The sequence below is a fragment of the Dysgonomonas sp. 216 genome (assembly GCF_010501065.1).
In the GTDB taxonomy this organism is placed as follows: domain Bacteria; phylum Bacteroidota; class Bacteroidia; order Bacteroidales; family Dysgonomonadaceae; genus QVMM01.
This window is the reverse complement of record NZ_QVMM01000013.1, coordinates 1-19,957: the sequence shown is the minus strand read 5'-3', so window position 1 is coordinate 19,957 and position 19,957 is coordinate 1. Positions and strand designations below refer to the sequence as shown.

The 19,957-nt window shown below is 36.9% G+C and carries 18 protein-coding genes; 9 read left to right on the top strand and 9 right to left on the bottom strand.

Annotated elements, in window-relative coordinates; all coding sequences use genetic code 11:
• Positions 1-118 precede the first annotated feature (118 nt).
• The gene (locus D0T53_RS08910; RefSeq protein ID WP_163267004.1) at positions 119-1,069 is read left to right on the top strand and encodes a methylenetetrahydrofolate reductase; all 951 of its coding nucleotides are present in this window, start codon (positions 119-121) and stop codon (positions 1,067-1,069) included.
• 80 nt (positions 1,070-1,149) lie between these two features.
• Here the strand turns inward: D0T53_RS08910 and gpmA are convergent, their stop codons facing one another.
• The gene (gpmA, locus tag D0T53_RS08905) at positions 1,150-1,896 is read right to left on the bottom strand and encodes a 2,3-diphosphoglycerate-dependent phosphoglycerate mutase (protein ID WP_163267002.1); all 747 of its coding nucleotides are present in this window, start codon (positions 1,894-1,896) and stop codon (positions 1,150-1,152) included.
• Between the two features lie 108 nt (positions 1,897-2,004).
• Positions 2,005-4,155, bottom strand: a complete 2,151-nt coding sequence (rnr, locus tag D0T53_RS08900) for a ribonuclease R (RefSeq protein ID WP_163267000.1) — start codon at positions 4,153-4,155, stop codon at positions 2,005-2,007.
• Between the two features lie 185 nt (positions 4,156-4,340).
• On the opposite strand from rnr, the gene D0T53_RS08895 reads away from it, so the two are divergent.
• Both D0T53_RS08895 and D0T53_RS08890 read left to right on the top strand, forming a co-directional pair.
• Complete coding sequence (locus tag D0T53_RS08895; RefSeq protein WP_163266998.1) at positions 4,341-4,829, top strand: GNAT family N-acetyltransferase; 489 nt, start codon at positions 4,341-4,343, stop codon at positions 4,827-4,829.
• 96 nt (positions 4,830-4,925) lie between these two features.
• The gene (locus D0T53_RS08890) at positions 4,926-5,933 is read left to right on the top strand and encodes an NAD(P)-dependent oxidoreductase (protein WP_163266996.1); all 1,008 of its coding nucleotides are present in this window, start codon (positions 4,926-4,928) and stop codon (positions 5,931-5,933) included.
• 35 nt (positions 5,934-5,968) lie between these two features.
• Here D0T53_RS08890 and murI read toward each other — a convergent pair whose 3' ends face one another.
• The 5 genes from murI to rimP form a co-directional block, all read right to left on the bottom strand.
• Positions 5,969-6,811: a glutamate racemase gene (murI, locus tag D0T53_RS08885; protein ID WP_163266994.1), complete on the bottom strand. Its 843-nt coding sequence runs from the start codon at positions 6,809-6,811 to the stop codon at positions 5,969-5,971.
• 69 nt (positions 6,812-6,880) lie between these two features.
• The gene (locus D0T53_RS08880; protein ID WP_163266992.1) at positions 6,881-7,405 is read right to left on the bottom strand and encodes an OmpH family outer membrane protein; all 525 of its coding nucleotides are present in this window, start codon (positions 7,403-7,405) and stop codon (positions 6,881-6,883) included.
• 195 nt (positions 7,406-7,600) lie between these two features.
• On the bottom strand, positions 7,601-10,474 hold the full coding sequence (gene infB, locus D0T53_RS08875; protein ID WP_163266990.1) for a translation initiation factor IF-2: 2,874 nt from the start codon (positions 10,472-10,474) through the stop codon (positions 7,601-7,603).
• 130 nt (positions 10,475-10,604) lie between these two features.
• Positions 10,605-11,861 carry a transcription termination factor NusA gene (gene nusA / locus D0T53_RS08870; RefSeq protein WP_163266988.1) on the bottom strand — a complete coding sequence of 419 codons (1,257 nt, stop codon included), beginning with the start codon at positions 11,859-11,861 and terminating at the stop codon, positions 10,605-10,607.
• A gap of 2 nt (positions 11,862-11,863) precedes the next feature.
• On the bottom strand, positions 11,864-12,331 hold the full coding sequence (rimP, locus tag D0T53_RS08865) for a ribosome assembly cofactor RimP (RefSeq protein ID WP_163266986.1): 468 nt from the start codon (positions 12,329-12,331) through the stop codon (positions 11,864-11,866).
• A gap of 288 nt (positions 12,332-12,619) precedes the next feature.
• On the opposite strand from rimP, the gene D0T53_RS08860 reads away from it, so the two are divergent.
• A complete protein-coding gene (locus D0T53_RS08860) occupies positions 12,620-13,144 on the top strand; it encodes a lipocalin family protein (protein ID WP_163266984.1) in 525 nt (174 codons plus the stop codon).
• Positions 13,145-13,282: 138 nt separating this feature from the next.
• Here the strand turns inward: D0T53_RS08860 and tsaE are convergent, their stop codons facing one another.
• Positions 13,283-13,696 carry a tRNA (adenosine(37)-N6)-threonylcarbamoyltransferase complex ATPase subunit type 1 TsaE gene (tsaE, locus tag D0T53_RS08855; RefSeq protein WP_163266982.1) on the bottom strand — a complete coding sequence of 138 codons (414 nt, stop codon included), beginning with the start codon at positions 13,694-13,696 and terminating at the stop codon, positions 13,283-13,285.
• Positions 13,697-13,705: 9 nt separating this feature from the next.
• Complete coding sequence (locus D0T53_RS08850; RefSeq protein WP_163266980.1) at positions 13,706-15,250, bottom strand: bifunctional response regulator/alkaline phosphatase family protein; 1,545 nt, start codon at positions 15,248-15,250, stop codon at positions 13,706-13,708.
• 333 nt (positions 15,251-15,583) lie between these two features.
• On the opposite strand from D0T53_RS08850, the gene D0T53_RS08845 reads away from it, so the two are divergent.
• The 5 genes from D0T53_RS08845 to D0T53_RS08825 all read left to right on the top strand — a co-directional run bounded on the left by D0T53_RS08845 (position 15,584) and on the right by D0T53_RS08825 (position 19,835).
• The gene (locus D0T53_RS08845; protein WP_163266978.1) at positions 15,584-16,015 is read left to right on the top strand and encodes a GNAT family N-acetyltransferase; all 432 of its coding nucleotides are present in this window, start codon (positions 15,584-15,586) and stop codon (positions 16,013-16,015) included.
• A complete protein-coding gene (locus D0T53_RS08840; protein WP_163266976.1) occupies positions 16,015-16,578 on the top strand; it encodes a Crp/Fnr family transcriptional regulator in 564 nt (187 codons plus the stop codon). Before D0T53_RS08845 ends, D0T53_RS08840 begins: the two co-directional genes overlap by 1 nt.
• A 73-nt stretch (positions 16,579-16,651) precedes the next feature.
• On the top strand, positions 16,652-16,978 hold the full coding sequence (locus D0T53_RS08835) for a multidrug efflux SMR transporter (RefSeq protein ID WP_163266974.1): 327 nt from the start codon (positions 16,652-16,654) through the stop codon (positions 16,976-16,978).
• 551 nt (positions 16,979-17,529) lie between these two features.
• The gene (locus tag D0T53_RS08830) at positions 17,530-18,402 is read left to right on the top strand and encodes a hypothetical protein (protein WP_221411516.1); all 873 of its coding nucleotides are present in this window, start codon (positions 17,530-17,532) and stop codon (positions 18,400-18,402) included.
• Between the two features lie 509 nt (positions 18,403-18,911).
• Positions 18,912-19,835, top strand: a complete 924-nt coding sequence (locus tag D0T53_RS08825) for an IS1595 family transposase (RefSeq protein ID WP_163266970.1) — start codon at positions 18,912-18,914, stop codon at positions 19,833-19,835.
• The last annotated feature ends 122 nt before the right edge of the window (positions 19,836-19,957 follow it).

Sequence of the window (19,957 nt, the reverse complement as noted above, 5' to 3'; positions counted from 1 at the left end):
AAAAATTGTAAGATTTGTCAGGTTTTTAAATTTAATTGTGTTGTAGGGCTCTAAAAGCAGGAAACAATTCTACATTGATAGAGTATTTATATATTAAGATTAAACAAACTTAAGGAAAATGACTATTACCGATCCTATACAGAAAAGCGATAAAACAGCTTTTTCTTTCGAAATATTGCCCCCGCTAAAAGGGAACAGCATACAGAAGGTCTATAATATTATAGATAAACTTATCGAATTCGATCCTCAATACATAAACATTACCACACATCATAGCGAATATCTTGACAAAGAAATGCCTGATGGTAGTGTAAAACGTATCAATGTTCGTAAACGCCCCGGATCGGTAGCCATTGCCGCAGCTATACAAAACAAATATAATATTACAGCTATTCCGCATTTAATATGTAAGGGGTTTACGAAAGAAGAAACCGAATATGCCTTTATCGACCTTAATTTTTTAGGCGTACACAATGTGTTATTGCTTAGAGGCGACCAGAAACGATTACTACCCGAACAACTTACCGGCAACCAGAATATGTTTGCCACAGACTTACAAAGTCAGTTGAACGATTTCAATAAAGGAATTTCTGTTGATGGATCGACATTCGAAGCCTTTGAAACTCCATTCGATTATGGAATGGCTTGCTACCCCGAAAAACACGAGGAAGCCCCAAGTCTTGAATCAGACATTCGCTATATGAAAGAGAAAGCGAAAAACGGAGCTGAATATTTTGTTACCCAAATGTTTTTCGATAACAGTAAATATTTTTCGTTTGTCGAAAAATGCCGCGCCGAAGGAATTACACAACCCATTATACCGGGTGTAAAACCCATCCACATGGTAAATCAGCTGACTGTTTTACCTAAAATATTTGGATCAAATATTCCTCAAGAATTAGAATCGGAACTTCTAAAATGCAAAACCGATGACGAGGCTAAAGAAGTAGGAATTGAGTGGGGCATAAAACAATGCCGCGAACTTATTGCATACGGAGTTCCCAGCATACACTTCTATTCGTTGATGGCTACAGAAAGTGTCAGACGTATAGCCAAAGAAATCTACTAAAACAAAATATCTTTTTTTATTATAACAAAAAAGCAATCCGAATATCGGATTGCTTTTTTATCTATAAGTATGTTGTAAGCTTATTTTTTCTTGCCTTGATTAGCAACAGCGTCCATTAGTTTTTTAATTTCTTCAGGATCGCCTAAGAAGTAATCTTTTACTAAATTCAACTCATCGTCAAACTCAAAAACATAAGGAACAGCAGTTGGTAAGTTCAAACTTACGATATCTTCGTCCGAAATGTTTTTCAAATATTTGATGATACCACGCAAGCTATTTCCATGAGCAGCAACGATAATTTCGTTATGATCGACCAACGAAGGATAGATAACTTCTAACCAATAAGGAAGAATACGCTCTACAGTATCTTTCAATGCCTCTGTTTGTGGTATAAAAGCTGCAGGAACACCGGCATAACGTGGGTCTTGTGAAGCCGAACGAGAATCGGTTACCTCTAGTGGTGTAGGAGGAACATCGTAGCTGCGTCTCCAGATCAACACTTGCTCGTCGCCGTATTTTTCAGCAGTTTCAGCTTTGTTCAATCCTTGAAGCATGCCATAGTGTTTTTCGTTCAAACGCCATGATTTTTCGACAGGAATCCAATCTAAATCCATTTGGTCAAGAATTGTATTCAATGTTTTATTAGCTCTTTTCAAGAAAGAAGTAAAAGCCATTTCAAACTTAAAACCTTCGGCTTTCAATAATTTACCGGCTTTAACAGCTTCCTGAACACCGTTTTCTGTTAAATCAACATCAGTCCATCCGGTGAAACGGTTTTCTTTGTTCCAAACACTTTCTCCGTGGCGAATTAATACTACTTTTTTCATTTGTGAATCTATATTTATTGAGATATTACAATTTGGCACAAAGGTACTTATTTGACACTAAAATTCAAATAAACCCAGCCGATTAAAACCAAAGTAAACAGGCATTTTTTACTCTACGAGATCAAAATCGAGTTGCTTACGTTCGAGGTTTGCTTTAGCTACTTTTATATTAATCTTATCGCCTAAACGATATTCTTTCTTCGTACGCCTACCACGCAAACAATAGTTCTTTTCATCAAACTCGTAGAAGTCATCGTCTAAAACCCGCATAGGAATCATGCCTTCACATTTATTCTCTATTATTTCGGCATACAATCCCCATTCTGTTATACCCGAAATAACGGCCTCAAACACACGCCCTATTTTATCGGACATAAATTCGACCTGTTTGTATTTTATCGATGCACGCTCGGCATTGGCTGCAAGCTGTTCCATATCGGAACAATGTTTACATTCTTCCTCGTACTTCTCTTTATTCACACTACGTCCACCATCAATATATTGGGTTAAAAGACGATGCACCATCATATCCGGATAACGGCGTATGGGCGATGTAAAGTGTGTATAATAATCGAAAGCCAATCCGTAGTGTCCTATATTTGTAGTAGAATAAACAGCTTTAGCCATTGCACGTATAGCAATTGTAGAAATCAGCTCCTGCTCGGGACGATTGTGCACATCATCTAACAATTCGTTGATAGATTTAGATACGGCAACCTTGCTGCCTTTTGTTTTTATCTTATAACCGAAACGGCGGATAAATTCCGACAAGTTCTGAAGTTTGTCGGGGTTTGGCAAATCGTGTATACGGTAAACAAAGGTTTTGGCTTTCTTTCCCTTAGGTACTTTACCTATAAACTCGGCAACTGTGCGGTTGGCTAAAAGCATAAATTCTTCGATAAGCTTGTTTGCATCCTTTTGTTCTTTAAAGAATACACCAACAGGTTTTCCTGTTTCATCGATATCGAAACGAACTTCTACACGGTCAAAAGCAATAGCTCCATAGTCGAAGCGCTTTTCGCGAAGTTTTTTTGCCAGACTATCCAACTTAAGTACTTCCTCTTTAAAATCGCCTTCGCCTGTTTCTATTATCTCCTGAGCTTCTTCGTAAGTGAACCGCCTGTCCGAATTTATTACTGTTCTTTTTATACGATAATCTTTTACATTTGCATCATCGTCCATTTCAAAAATGGCAGAATAACACAGTTTCTCTTCATTCGGGCGAAGAGAACAAAGCACGTTACTCAAACGTTCGGGAAGCATTGGAATTGTTCGGTCCACAAGATAAACCGAAGTAGCACGCTCCTCCCCTTCTTTATCAATAATATCGCCCTTTTGCACATAATGAGTTACATCGGCAATATGAACACCCACTTCCCACAAGCCGTTATCTAATTTACGTAACGACAAAGCATCATCAAAATCTTTTGCATCGCGAGGGTCGATAGTAAAGGTGGTTATCTTGCGAAAATCTTCTCGCTTGGCAATCTCTTCTTCCGATATAACATCTGGTATCTTATCAGCCTCTTCTTCTACGTATTCTGGATATTTATAAGGCAACCCAAACTCGGCAAGTATTGCATGCATTTCGGCATTATTCGATCCGGCCTTACCCAACACATCAATAACGCGTCCGACAGGATTTTTGGCTTTCTTTGGCCATTCTTCAATCTCAACCAAAGCTTTATCGCCCGTTACTCCGCCATTAAGATTATCGGCTGGTATAAAAATATCATTTGCCAAAATTTTACTATCCATCTCGAGGAAAGCAAAATGCTTTTGTACATTCAATGTACCCACAAAGCGAGTTTGTTTGCGTTCAATTATTTCCACAACTTCGCCTTCGGGTTCACGTCCTTTACGCTGCGCTAGCATTTGTATACGAACACGGTCGCCATTCATTGCATGAGCAGAGTTACGCTCCGCAATAAAAATATTATCTTCCTCGTTGTCATCGGGTACAAAAAAATTCTTTCCCGAACTACGGCGTTCAAACCTACCTTCAAGAAATAATCCCCGTGTATTAGATTTGAATTTTCCTCTCGACACTTCCAATACAAAAGAATCTTCTTTCATATCGTCCAGTATAGCACGTACAGCAAGACGTTCGGCTTCGGTTTTAGCCCCGATATCCGATGCTATTTGTTTATAATTAAAAGCTTTGCTGGTATTCCGATTAAAAAAGTTCAGAATAGAAGTTACTAAATCCGACTTATTTTTCCGCTTTTTCGATTTTTGCGGTATTTTATTTTTTGCCATAATTTTTTTCAATTAATGTATTTCACAAAGATAGCATTTTCGGGTACTTTTAATAAAAATACCCCTAATTTTATTGACTTGTTTATCTATAAGAAAATAAACATATTTTTGTTGAATTTTGAATATAATCATTTTACCGATTAGTATCGGTATAAAACCTGAGATTTTTTAATTTAATTTCTATTATGATCAGACATGTAGAGCCTAAGGATGTAAAATTCATCACAAATATTTATAACGAATATGTAAGGAACAGTGTGGTTACTTTCGAGACTGAACCGGTATCGGAAAACACAATGCGTTCTCGCATATCGGAAATTTCTTCACAATTTCCTTATTTTGTTTATGAAACAGATGGAGAAGTTATTGGATATTGTTACGCCCACGCATGGAAAGAAAAGGCTGCATATAAATATACCGCAGAAGTTACTGTATATTTATCTCCCTTGTTTCGGGGAAAAGGCATAGGAAAAGAACTGATGCTAAGACTGATTGATGATTGTCGAGAAAATGGCTATCACGCATTAATAGCCTGCATAACAAGCGAGAACAAGACCAGCAGTTCCTTATATCTAAAACTTGGTTTTAAACAGGTATCTTATTTCAAGGAAGTTGGAATGAAGTTCGAACGTTGGTTAGATGTCTCTGATTATGAATTATTATTAACATCTTAAGAAAGTTATCGGGTTACAACTACTTAAGTAATTATTACAAATAAATAATCTGTCACAAATTATAATCGTTTACTTAATCTGGTTTATATTTGTAGCATGATAAAAATCTTAATTACAGGAGCCAGCGGTTTTATCGGAAGTTTTTTGGTAGAGAAAGCTTTAGAGAAAGGGTTCGAAACATGGGCAGGGATCCGTAAAACAAGCAGCAAAGAATACCTACAAGACAAACGTATTAAATTTGTTGATTTTAATTATGCAAACAAAGACATTCTTGTGTCTCAACTAAAAGAGTTTATTGCCGAAAACGGGAAATTCGACTATATTATACATAATGCCGGGGTAACTAAATGCCTGAACGCTTCTGATTTTGATAAAGTAAATTATTTAAATACCCGTAACTTTGTTGAAGCTTTGCAAGAAGCCGATGCCATACCCTCTAAGTTTGTTCTTATGAGCAGCCTCAGTTCGTATGGAATTGGAGACGAAGAAAATTACACTCCGCTTAGGATAACCGACACACCAAATCCTAATACTGCATATGGCATAAGCAAACTTAAAGCCGAGCGGTTTTTGCAATCAACACATGGGTTCCCATATATGATTCTGCGACCAACGGGAGTTTACGGTCCGCGCGAAAAGGATTATTTCCTGATGATGAAAACCGTAAAGTCAGGGCTGGACGTAGGAGCCGGTTTCAAGCCTCAACATTTGACTTTTATATATGTTAAAGACCTTGTTGACACAGCCTTTCTCGCCCTCGGATCGCCATTAACAAATAGAGGTTATTTTATAGCCGATGGAGATGTTTACACCGATAAAGAATATACATCCTTAGTAAAAAAAGTAGTTGGTCGCAAACATGTTTTAAACATAAAAGTTCCCTTATGGTTACTGAAAGGTATTTCGGTAATTGCCGAAAGTATGTCTAAAGTAACAAAGAAACCTTCGACCCTGAACCGTGATAAATATAAAATAATGAAACAACGCAATTGGGAGTGCGACATACAACCTCTTGTGGATGATCTTGGTTTTTCGGCAAAATACAATCTTCTTCAAGGACTCGAAGAGTCGTACGCATGGTACAAACAAAACGGTTGGATGTAAAATTATATCCTCTGTTTATCTATCAAATGGTGCGATTATTGAATAATCAATCTTTCGGCCGATACTTTTTTTCCCATAAATATAGATGCTGCTTCTTCAAACTTTTCGGGAGATTCGGTTGAATAATAACGGGTTATTCCATTTTTTTTGCATACCGAATCCATATCGGTATGGCGATGCAAATAATCTTTCAAACTGTTTGCAACATAATACCCTTGCGATATAACATTTATATTCTCCGGCAATTGTTTTTTTATGCTGTTTAACAAAATAGGATAGTGTGTGCAACCAAGAATAATGGTATCAATGTCGGCATCTTTCGTCAGAAGCTGACCAATATTTTTTCTTACAAAGTAATCGGCTCCTTCGTTCTCATATTCATTATTTTCGACAAGAGGAGCCCACATAGGGCATGCTTGTCCCGAAACTTTAAAATCGGGGTAAAACTTAGCTATCTCAATATCGTACGATTTCGACTGTATAGTACCAATAGTACCCAATATACCTATATGCCCGTTTTTACTGATATTGCCTACAACCTCAACTGTGGGGCGAATAACTCCCAACACCCTCTTATCGGGGTTCAGCATCGGCAAATCGTTTTGTTGTATAGTTCGTAACGCTTTAGCTGATGCCGTATTACAAGCCAAAACAACAAGGTTACACCCCATACCAAACAATGCCTCAACAGCTTGCTTTGTAAACTCATACACTGTTTCGAACGACCGCGAGCCATACGGTGCACGCAAATTATCTCCTAAATAAATGTAGTCGTATTCGGGCATTAACGATTGTATCTCCGATAAGATAGTCAATCCTCCATAACCTGAATCAAAAACACCAATAGAGCCGGGCGCCAATTTATTCGTTAAAGTCATTTCGCTTGATGTATATATAATAAATAAGCCGATATATCTACCGGCTCTTTCTTATTCTGTTTGTAATTCTTAATTTTTCAACTTGGCCGTTACCAACGCATTTGCATCTATTGCCCGAGGGGTAATAAACGCAACAGACGAACTTGCCTTATCGTATATGCAGGTAAAGTTATTTTCGAGCCCTACTTCTTCTATTGCCTTAGCTAGTTTTCCTTTAAGAGGCTCTATCAGATATTGTTCCTGACTTTCGATATCTTCCTGAGCTATACGCATAAAATCGGCAATAGACTTTTCGAGCTCATAAAGCTCTTGCATACGGCGCAATTTAATGCTCTCGGCCATTGTATTCTGGTAAGATATAAAATCGGAATATTTTTTATTATAGTCCTTTTCCATAACCTCCAATTCGGCTTTATACTTATTATTCAGTTCGTTTATAGCTTTCGTTGCTTCGGGCTTTCCCGGAACAGACTCTAATAACTCAACGGAATTTATATAAGCAACTTTTATCTCTACTATAGTTTGTGAAGATACACTATATGGCAACACCAAACACAAACAAAAAAAAGCACTTAGTACAATCTTTTTTACCATAATAATAAGGGTTTGTGATTATTGCTTTGCAGACTGGTAAGGAAACCTTTTAGCCAATTAATAGTTGCATTTTTATTGTGTGTGTCGGTGGCAGTCTATTACCACCGATCATTTCAAGGTCAAGATTGCTTGGTTACAACTATCAATTGGTTATTTATTTAGGTTATGCTTACAAAGATAATAATCTTTTTTTAATTACAATGTTTTTTTCACTTCTATTTCCTCAAATGCCTCAATTATATCGCCAACCTTAATATCGTTATAGTTATGAATATTAAGACCACACTCGTAGCCCGATGCCACTTCTTTCACATCATCCTTAAAGCGTTTAAGCGATCCTAGTTCACCCGAGTATATTACAATACCATCGCGGATAAGACGTATTTTATTCGAACGTTTAATCTTTCCGTCCTTAACCATACATCCGGCAACTGTACCCACTTTCGTAATTTTGAACACCTCGCGCACTTCAACATTTGCCGTAATTTCTTCTTTAATATCAGGCGACAACATACCTTCCATTGCCGATTTAACCTCTTCAATGGCATCGTATATAATCGAATAAAGCCTTATCTCCACTCCATCCTTTTCGGCAGCCCTGCGAGCAGCTAAAGAAGGACGAACCTGGAAACCAATAATAATAGCATCCGATGCTGCAGCTAACGATATATCAGATTCTGATATCTGTCCTACAGCTTTATGTATCACATTTACCTGTATTTCTTCGGTCGACAAACGAATCAAAGAATCGGACAAAGCCTCTATAGAACCATCCACGTCTCCTTTCACAATAACATTTAATTGCTGGAAGTTTCCGATTGCAATACGGCGACCTATATCGTCCAAAGTAAGTATCTTCTGAGTACGCAAGCCCTGCTCCCTTTGTAACTGCTCACGCTTATTGGCAATCTCTCTGGCTTCCTGTTCCGACTCCATTACATTAAACTTATCACCGGCTTGTGGTGCTCCGTTTAATCCTAATATAAGAGCTGGTTCAGAAGGTGCAGCCGATTCGATGCGTTGATTACGCTCGTTGAACATCGCTTTCACCCTACCAAAATAAGTTCCGGCCAATACAATATCTCCTTGTTTTAGTGTTCCGTTCTGAACAAGTATTGTCGACATATATCCTCGTCCTTTATCTAACGACGATTCGATAACCGAACCTACTGCATTTTTATTCGGGTTAGCTTTCAATTCCAATATCTCAGCTTCAAGCAATACTTTCTCTAATAGTTCGTCAACACCTAAACCTTGCTTAGCCGAAATATCCTGAGATTGATATTTACCACCCCATTCTTCAACAAGATAATTCATCGAAGCCAGAGTTTCTTTTATCTTATCAGGATTTGCACCCTGCTTATCTATTTTATTGATAGCAAAAACAATTGGAACACCGGCAGCCGATGCGTGGTTTATAGCCTCTCTGGTTTGAGGCATCACATTATCGTCGGCAGCAACTATAATAATCGCAATATCGGTAACCTGCGCTCCACGAGCACGCATAGCTGTAAATGCTTCGTGTCCCGGAGTATCAAGGAATGTTATACGGCGACCCGATTTCAGCTTCACATTATATGCTCCAATATGCTGGGTTATACCCCCTGCCTCGCCAGCAATAACATTTGTTTGACGAATATTATCAAGTAACGAGGTTTTACCATGGTCAACGTGTCCCATCACAGTTACGATAGGTGCACGAGGCTCCATATCCTCTTCCGAATCTTCCTCCTCGGCTATGGCTTCAACAACCTCAGCACTCACATATTCGGTTTTAAAGCCGAATTCTTCTGCCACAATATTTATCGTTTCGGCATCAAGACGCTGATTTATAGAAACCATAATACCAATACTCATACAAGTAGAGATAATATTTACGACAGGCACATTCATCATCACAGCTAAATCATTAGCTGTAACAAATTCTGTTATTTTCAAGACTTTGCTGTCTTGCATTTGCATTTCCAGCTCTTCCTGCTGTTTTTGCTGAACTGCCTCGCGTTTCTCTTTTCTGTATTTCGAACCCTTATTCTTACCTTTGCTTGTAAGGCGGGCTAATGTTTCTTTTATCTGTTTTTGAACATCTTCATCGTTCACTTCCGTCTTCAAAGGCGACTTTCTAAGGCTATGCTTAGTACGATCTTTTGCTCCGGCATTCTGTCCTTGAGGGGCACCACGTTCAATATCAATTTTACCCTTCTTTATTCTATTGCGCTTTTTCTTAGCAACATCATCCGAATCATTCTCTTTCGAGGGTTGTTGTCCTTTTCTATCCTCATCTTTCTTCAGAGTTTTAACAACATTATCCTTTTGCTTCTTCTGATTTTGGTCTGCAATTTCCTTATCCTGACGTTCTTTCCGCTTTTCAGCTTTAGTTTTCTTCGCCGGACGGGTTTTATCATTTATCGAACTTAAATCAATAGTTCCTTTTACTACAATATTTGTCTGAATAGAAGGATTATTTAAGCGGAAGACTTCATTATCATTTTTTTCGTCCGCTTCTTCTGATTCCTCTTCTCTATTTTCCGGCTCCGGCTGTTTTGCGTCCTCTTCATTAGAAACAGGAATCTCTTTCTCTACAACAGGTTCAACCACCTCAACTATAGGCTCTTCTTTGTTCACTTCTATAATTTCCTCTGCTTTGGGTTCCTCTTTTGGTTCTTCAACAACCTCTTCGGGTTTGTTTTGCACCACAGTTTTAGGTCTCGATAAGCTATCAAGGTCTATTTTGTCGATAATATTCAAATGAGGTTTTGCTTCTTCAGGCACTTCGGTTTTTATTTCTTCCACAACATTCTGAGCAGAAAGAGATTCTTCCTCATATCCTTCGATAGAGATAATCTCATCCTTTTCCTTCTTCTTTTCTTTTTGAAGTTCTTTGTGGCGATTAGATGCAAGTTTCACATTCTTATCTGATCCGAATTCCTTCAACAGTAACTCATATGGCTCGTCGTCAATTTTTGTATTAGGATTTGCCTCAACCTCAAACCCCTTCTTTTGCAAGAACTCAACCAAACTGCTGATTCCTACATTCAAATCTTTTGATACCTTTATTAATCTTATCGACATATATTTTTTTTAAATCATAAAAAATGGACAACAAAGAGAAAAAATTCCAGATTTGTAGCATTAAGCTTTCCATTTTCAGCCTTTAGCACACAAAAGTATTAAGAAATAGCTTAACGACCAAATATAAAACTTATCCCTCGTCCTCAAATTCGGCTCTTAATATAGCCAAAACTTCATCTACCGTATTTTCTTCAAGGTCGGCATCCTGTATTAATGTTTCTCGGTTAGCTGCCAATACGTTTTTAGCTGTCACACAACCTATTTTCTTCAACTGTTCGATAACCCACTCGTCTATCTCGTCACGGAACTCATCCAAATAGATATCTTCCTCATCGAAATCGTCAATATCACGATAAACGTCTATCACATAACCTGTCAGCATACTTGCCAACTTAATATTAAGACCACCCTTACCGATAGCTAATGAAACTTCTTCCGGACGCAAAAACACTTCGGCACGTTTTTCGTCATCGTTAAGTTTAATCCTTGACACTTTAGCCGGACTTAATGCCCGCTGAATGTAAAGGCTCATATTTGAAGTATAGTTGATTATATCTATATTCTCGTTTCTCAACTCACGTACAATGCCATGAATACGAGAACCTTTCATCCCAACACAAGCTCCAACCGGATCGATACGATCATCATACGATTCCACAGCCACTTTTGCTCTTTCGCCGGGTATACGTGCAATGCTTTTTATAGTGATTAGCCCATCATTTATTTCGGGAACTTCCAGTTCAAAAAGCCTCTCCAAGAAAACCGGAGAAGTTCTTGACAAAATAATTTTGGGGTTATTATTTTTATTCTCTACACGGGCAACAACCGCACGCACATGTTCTCCTTTGCGGAAAAAGTCGCTCGGTATCTGCTCTGTTTTAGGTAATAAAAGCTCTTCTTTTTCATCATCAAGAAGCAGTATCTCTTTTTTCCAAACCTGATAAACTTCGCCCGAAACAATTTCTCCTACTTTTTCTTTATACTTATTGTAAAGGCTGTCTTTTTGAAGCTCAAGTATTTTCGAAGCTAAAGTCTGGCGTAAATTTAAAATAGCACGACGACCGAAGTTCTCAAAAAACACTTCGTCTGTTACCTCTTCACCTACTTCAAAGTCCTTATCTATTTTAAGAGCATCAGACAATGATATTTCGGTATTAGGATCTTCCAGATCTCCATCTTCTACGATAGTCCTGTTACGCCAAATTTCCAAGTCTCCTTTATCGGGATTGATGATAACGTCATAATTCTCGTCTGTACCAAACATTTTAGAAATAACATTACGAAACGAATCTTCGATAACGTTAATCATCGTCATTCGGTCGATATTCTTCAACTCTTTAAATTCAGAGAACGTATCAATCAAACTGATAACTTCTTTTTTTGCCATGATTATTTAAACCTTATTATATATTTTGTATATTTCACTTCGTCATAACCAAAAGTCTGGTCTTCTTCAACAGCAACCTTACGTTTGGCTCCTTCGGGTTTCACCATCTTTGTTGTTGTAACAGTGAATTTTGTTTCGTTATTAGATTTTAAAACTCCTGATATTTTTTGTCCATCCTTTGTTAAAACCTCCACCTCGTTACCTATGTTTTTTTCATACTGCATAGGTATTTTAAAAGGAGATGTTATTCCGGCCGAGCCCACTTCCAATTCAAAATCTTCTTCGTCGCGATTTAACTTCGACTCGATATATTTACTAAGGGCAATACAGTCGTCAATACCAACACCATCTTTACTATCGACCTCTACAACTATAATATTTCCGGGACGAACTACTGTTTCCACCAGAAACATTGGAGTATCAACTAAGTACTCTTCAACTATTTCTTTTATTAAAGTTTTATCTATCATCTGTTTAACAAAATCAACGAAAAAGAGGAAGCCAATGCCTCCTCTTTCGAAATGCTGGCACAAAGATAATACACTCAACGTTTTTTTCCAAATATTTTAGCCAATAATCGCATCAACCCCTATATATTAGCTACCAACAAACAAAAACTCAAATACGACCTTTCGTCGATTAAAAGACCCTTTCTGTCGATTGCTGTTGTATAGTTGCTTTCGAGCCCATACTTTTGTTTCCTGATAATCGACTAATACAAACTAAAAAACCATTTTGGTTAAGAAATTTGAACTTTGATGAAGAAGATCTTTTATTTATTGTTAACACTACCTTTTCTTATCACATCATGTAGTAACGACGACTCTGACGCAGATGAGCATGAAAACATTGGGACAGTGGAAGGAACATGGGCTTTCGCCAGCATATCTGCTGATGTAGAAACTTCAGGCTCATCGTTAAGTACAGTCATAAACCCATTATTGGAGGTTGCCCTGCAAACTTACGCCGGAAAGCAAGAACCTACTTACTACATTTTCGACGATGAAGGATATTTCGAAGCATATGTTACGTCCGAAGAGGATGGATCGGGAGTTGCCTTAACGGGTTCCGGAACTTATATCTTGTCGGAAGAATCGCTCGAACTTGCTTACAGCGAAACGTCGCAAACCGAAACGTTTGAAGTAATTGTCGCTAACGAATCTACATTGAAATTAAGAAAAGATTATAGCAATTCAATACTATATTGGGGAGCCGATATAGCCGGACAATATGCCGGAGTAACTATTACAAAAGCCAAATCAACATTGATTTACAATAAATGATGTATAGTTTTATGGGGATAGAACTATAGCGTCGATTTTGCCAGTCGGTAAAAGTTTTTTTCATACTCGTGAAAGAGGCAGTTTCTGTTCAAGATACCGCCTCTTTTCATTTATACACATCTGGCATTCACAAGCCTATTAAGCAAGACTTACTTCCCTGCTTCCATCTTCAAGCTCAGTTATTGAAACATTAACAACATCATGGGGAAGTAAAGATTCTATTTTTTCGGGCCACTCAATAAAACATATGCTACCGCTGTAGAAATAATCTTCGTAACCAAAGTCGAACACTTCTTCTATTTTATTTATGCGGTAAAAATCGAAATGATATATGAGCTCGCCACTTCCCGAACGATACTCGTTTACGATAGCAAAAGTCGGACTGTTTATTACATCGTCAACACCCAGTGCCTTACAAATTGCAGTAATAAACGTAGTTTTTCCTGCTCCCATCGAGCCACGAAAAGCGAACACGGTATTATCGCCCATGGCTTCAACAAACTCGGACGCCGCTTTATCTATTACTTCTAACGATTCTATTTTTATTTTCATAAACCTGTTTTATTTAGGGGTCATTGTTATTAACGGAACAATCATTTCTTCCATCGAAATTCCTCCATGCTGAAACGTATCGGCATAGTACGACACATAGTAATTGTAATTATTAGGATATGCAAAAAAGTCGTCGTTTAAAGCAAATATATACTTGGTACTGATATTGGGAGCCGGAAGCCCTATCTTAGCCGGATCTTTTATATCATAAACCTTTTTTGTATCGTAATTAAGATTCCGTCCTAATTTATACCGCAAATTAGTATTCGTATTTTTATCGCCTACAACCTTTACTGCATTTTTAACCCTGATAGTTCCATGATCGGTTGTAAGGATTATTTTATACCCCTTTTCGGCCGCCTTGTTAAATAATTCGACAGTGCTCGAATGCTTAAACCACGATTTTGTCAGCGAACGGTATGCAGCCTCGTCCGAAGCCAACTCCCTTATCATTTTCGAGTCGGTACGGGCATGCGAAAGCATGTCTACAAAATTAATAACCACCACATTAAGTTGATTATTTAAAAGACTGTCGAAATTTTGTATGAGCTTTTCGCCCTGAGCCGAAGTTATCAGTTTGTTATACGAAAATGAATATTTTTTACGAAAACGTTCGATCTGAGTCTGAATCAAAGGTTCTTCGTTTATATTCTTACCTTCTTCCTCATCTTCGTCGACCCAAAGTTCGGGAAACATTTTCGCTATCTGTGCTGGCATCAACCCCGAAAATATTGCATTACGTGCATATTGTGTAGCTGTGGGCAATATACTATAATACAACTCCTCGTTAAACACAAAATTAGGAGCCAGCAGTTCCTTCACAGTCCACCACTGGTCGAGCCGGAAATTATCGATAAGAATAAAAAATACTTTTTCCCCTTCATCCAAAACCGGGAATAACTTCTCCTTAAAAACATCAACACTCAGCACCGGACGGTTACCGGGATCTTGAATCCAGCCTTCGTAGTTGCGCTTTATATATTTGGCAAACGAATTATTAGCATCCTGCTTTTGTGCCTTAATCATCTCCATTAGAGGGTTCTGAGAATCGGTCAACTCGGTTTCCCAATACACCAGCTTTTTATAAACATCACTCCATTCATCAAAATCGGAAGCCATATTTATTTGCATGCCTATTTTATTGAACTCTTCCCGATAACTTTCGAGAGTAACCTCGGTTACAATATCGTCTTTATGCAGATTCTTCTTTATCGACAGTAATATCTGATTGGGATTTACCGGCTTTATGAGATAATCGGCAATTTTTTTGCCGATAGCATGGGTCATAATACCCTCATCCTCACTCTTTGTAATCATTATGATGGGGATATTCGGATTTATTTCCTTTATCAACGACAGCGTTTCGAGCCCTGACAATCCCGGCATATTTTCGTCCAGAAAAACCAAATCGAAATCTTCTTCCTTACAGCAGTCCAAAGCATCCTGCCCACTGTTGACAGTAGTTATTTCGTATCCTTTCTCTTCGAGAAACAAGACGTGCGGACGAAGCATGTCAATCTCATCATCAGCCCAAAGTATGCGTTTTCTTTTCATTGTTGCATTATTATATGTCTCAAAATTAACAATTATGTATTGATATCGGCATTATTAATACCCTTAAAATTGTATAACAGAATAAATACAATTTTATTATGTTCATTTATTCAACTGTCAAATCCGACCTTTAACACCTTGCAACAACTACAAAGTTCGACCTGCACAGCAAAAACAAAATAACCGCAGAAGCTAATCATACGTCCGACACAGATAAACATCAGGTATTCTTTTACTTCTACAAATAAAAGGTTGAAGAACTTTATAAGGGCTAAACATTGCCAGATTTGCTGGGTTTTGTACTTTTACACAGTATAACAAATAAAAACAGCCATGCCCAATATAGAAAAAGCTACACCTCTCGATTACAATGAGATAGTAAAAGTTTGGGAAAGTTCGGTTAAAGCAACACATGACTTTCTGGCGGACGAAGATTTTGAATTCTACAAAAAATCTATGCCTACTGATTTTCTGCCCAATGTCGACCTATACATATTACGAGACAAGAACGCGATAAAAGGCTTCGTTGGTGTTTCGGGCGACATGCTCGAAATGTTATTTATTTCTGCCAAAGAAAGAAGTAAAGGCTATGGTAAAACATTGTTGACTCATGCTATCAAAAACCTAAATATCGTAAAAGTGGACGTTAATGAACAGAACGAACAGGCTGTCGGGTTTTATAAACGGTTTGGGTTTAAGCAAACCGCCCGCTCGACAAAGGATGCCATGGGCAAAAATTACCCTATATTACACTTCAGCTTATAATGGAAATCAAAGCAATCTTAGATAAGATATACAAACTTCCGAAAGATTCGATAAATAATATTACAGACATCATAAGCGAAGTTGAATATCCTAAAGGCTACCGTTTACTAAACGCGAACAAAGTAGAAAGAAACATCTATTTTATCAAGACAGGTATCGCAAGGGCTTATATAGATTCTTCGAATACCGAAATTACTTTCTGGTTCGGGAAAGAGGGCGACACTGTGGTGTCGATGAAAAGCTATGTTAACAACCAGGACGGATACGAAAGCATTGAGCTTCTTGAAGATTGTGTACTCTACAAAATAAATACCGAAGCCCTGAACAACTTGTTTGCAAAAGATGTATATATCGCAAACTGGGGACGAAAATTTGCTGAACAAGAACTTCTAAAAACAGAAAGCAGGCTCATATCCCGACAGTTCAAAACAGCCTCGGAACGATACCATGAACTCCTCAGAAACACCCCCGAACTACTTCAAAGGGTTCAGCTATCGCATATTGCCTCGTATTTGGGAATAACACAAGTATCCTTAAGCCGGATAAGAGGCAAATTGAAATAATTATTTTATTTTTTATCATTTGTAAAATGCCATCCGGTTTTTATACCCGATCTTTGCAAGAAAATAATAATTTATGAATTGGATTTTTTTAATTATTGCAGGATTATTCGAAGTTGGCTTCACATCGTGTCTAAGCAAGATAAAGGAAACTACGGGAAACGAAAAATATTGGTGGATTGCCGGATTCATAATTTTTTTAACAACCAGTATGGCGCTACTTATTAAAGCAACACAAACCCTACCTATGGGTACGGCATATGCTGTTTGGACAGGCATAGGTGCTGTTGGCACTGTTTTAATGGGAGTTTTCATCTTTAACGAACCGATTAACTTTTGGAGGTTGTTTTTTATATCTACTCTCATTTTTTCCATTGTCGGACTCAAGGCCGTTTCTCATTAAACCGTAAACAGCCCCACGTAATTTAAAATGCTTTTTTTACAGACAAACAGGTTCGACAAGAGAAGGAGTTATATACTTTTGTTCAGGATCGTTTGGGGATATTCTACTATTATTTCAAAACTGTCTGATTTTCGCAAAAACATTCTTTAAAGCACATCATGGCAGAAAGGCGAACAATTTATTACCCAATCGGTCAACTCAAATCAATTAATAATCTAAAATGCAATATCGAAAAAAGGCGGGCGAACATCTCGAATCGGAAGCCGTATATGAAATAACGAAGCACGGAATATTAATTTTCGCAATCAAAACACAACTACTCTATTCATATAAGTTTCTAAGCAGAAATGAAAACAAGCAGAGCGTAACGAATTAGCTGAACCGGCTTTCGTTACGTTCTGTTTTCTTTTGCATAACAATAAGCTAAAGCTCCTCTCAAATTTAGAAACCTTACTCTCTTTAAAAAGAATAGATTTATTGCTTTATTATTTATATTAATTTACGTATAAAATAGTAATATTTTGTTTATTTTTGTTTTTTTATATTTAAAAATGAAAATTAATTTAAAACAACAACCAATACACGTTATGAGAGTACCATTATGTCTGCTTTTATTGTTCCTGATATTGCCTTTATCTGCGCAAATCACATACAAGAACAATGCTATCCGTACAGGAGATGAAATTATTAAACAACAAGTGGAATACAAAGACCCGGGACGATCGGGAGAAAATGTTGTCTGGAATTTTGGACAGTTAAATGCTGTTAATCCGGAATACAAACTTCGTTATGAATCGCCACAATTGAACAGGGATAGCCTATATATAATGGGACGGGATACAATTCATGCGAAGCATATAGAATACGGGGATCCAATTATTGCAATAGAACATAGAACAATGTACTATTACCGATTAAAAGGTGATTCTCTTTTTTTATTAGGCTACGAGAACCCCATTAACATAATTCGTCATAGTACACCTATATTATCAATGATTTACCCATTAGATTATAAACAGCAGATAAAAAAAGACTTTAAATCGCAAGGAGTATATTCTTCAAATGAATTTATTAATACTAAAGGATATGTTAGCCTAGAAGCAGATGCTCGCGGTATACTAATTCTCCCTTCTAATGACACAGTAAGTCATACTTTACGCATAAAGACTATTCAATCAATATCAAACATTGATACCCTAAACAATTTTTCAGGGATGGAGATAGAAACCTATCGATGGTACGCTAAGGGATATAGATACCCCATTTTTGAAATCATTAAATCTTTTCTTGTGTCCGATACAACGAAACAAGAAGGTTTTAAATCCGCATTTTTATACCCTCCTCAGAATCATTTTTACGCATCTATATACTTTAATGTACCAATTATTGTAGCCAATAAGATACACAAATACAGTGCATTTTGAAAACTAAGGTGGTACTATTTATCTATATGCTAATATTTACATATAAATAATAAATAAACATGGTATATCCTACTCTACCATGTTTATAGATAGTAGTTTCTAAATACTTTTTACATCTTCAGATTTGAATTGTTTTGCATATTCATGTATTATAGAAATGCAATACATATATAGTTCTGTAATACCCATTGTTATGATGGCTATATCATCAATGTGAACTTTGTATAATTCACCTTTAACAGTGAAATAACAATTCATTTTTACCCCCTTTCTTTCTTAAGAAAATGGCCCAGTAGTAGGATACTGGGCTATTTTTAGTTTTGTGCCAATATGGGCATGTGCATTGATGATACTACAATGCAAAAGAAAATCCCTTAAATCTATGTTAAATTTTAGGTGTAATGACATCCTATTGACTATAAGCTATTTGTATTTTTCTTTGAAAGTTTTTTCTAAAACGGTGTATTTTTTAGCCTCATGTAGTACAATAGCTATATAATTATATAGCCATGCTAATAAAGTCACTGATACATATGATAGAAAAGCTACAATCGGAGGAGGATTGTAGGCTATTCTTAGAAGATGTTAGGTGGCAAGGCAAGCCTATTTGTCCTCATTGTGGTAGTATAAATGAGAAACATTATCGTTTAACAACCAATGGCGTATTTAAAGGCTTATATAAATGTAAAGATTGTAGGGAAAGGTTTACTGTAACAGTAGGCACAATATTTGAAAGTTCCCATATTGGTTTAAAGAAGTGGTTTTTAGCTATATACATATTTGTTTCACATAAGAAAGGCATAAGTAGTGTTCAATTAAGTAAGGATATAAATGTTACTCAGAAGACTGCTTGGTTTATGCTTAGTAGGATAAGACACAATTTCTATAACAAAATAAAAGTCAAATTTGATAACAGAACACAAGCAGATGAAACTTATGTAGGTGGTAAAAAGAGGAAAGGTGATAAGCGAAAAAAGACTCAAGGTAGAAGTACATTAATAAAGGTTCCTGTTATGGGATTATTGTCTGACGGGAAAGTCTATACAGAAATTATTCCTAAAGCCAGTGGATGGGTACTAAAGACTATAATCAATAGGTTAGTAAAACAAGGCTCCGTTATTGTAACGGATGGTTGGAAGGGCTATAGTGGCTTGTCCAAAGACTTTATACACAAAGTTGTAGACCACAGCCATGGACAATATGTAAAAGATGGTTTCCATACTAATTCTATTGAAGGCTTTTGGAGTCAATTAAAACGTGGAATATTAGGAATCTATCATTTGGTAAGTCCTAAACATTTACATGCATATTGCGATGAATTTGCTTATAGGTATAATACACGGGATATGTCTGATGGAGAAAGGTTTGAATTGTTCTTATCAGGCTGTACTGATAGGTTAAAATACAAAGAATTAATTTGGAATTGGATATAACCATAAACAGCTCATGAAAAGAATGTCTTTTGCTGAATTTGCTTATCTTTGTGTAAAAGTTTAGACTAGATCTGACAGTTGGGTATTTTTTCAAGGTTGTATATTTGGGTTTTCTAAGCCAT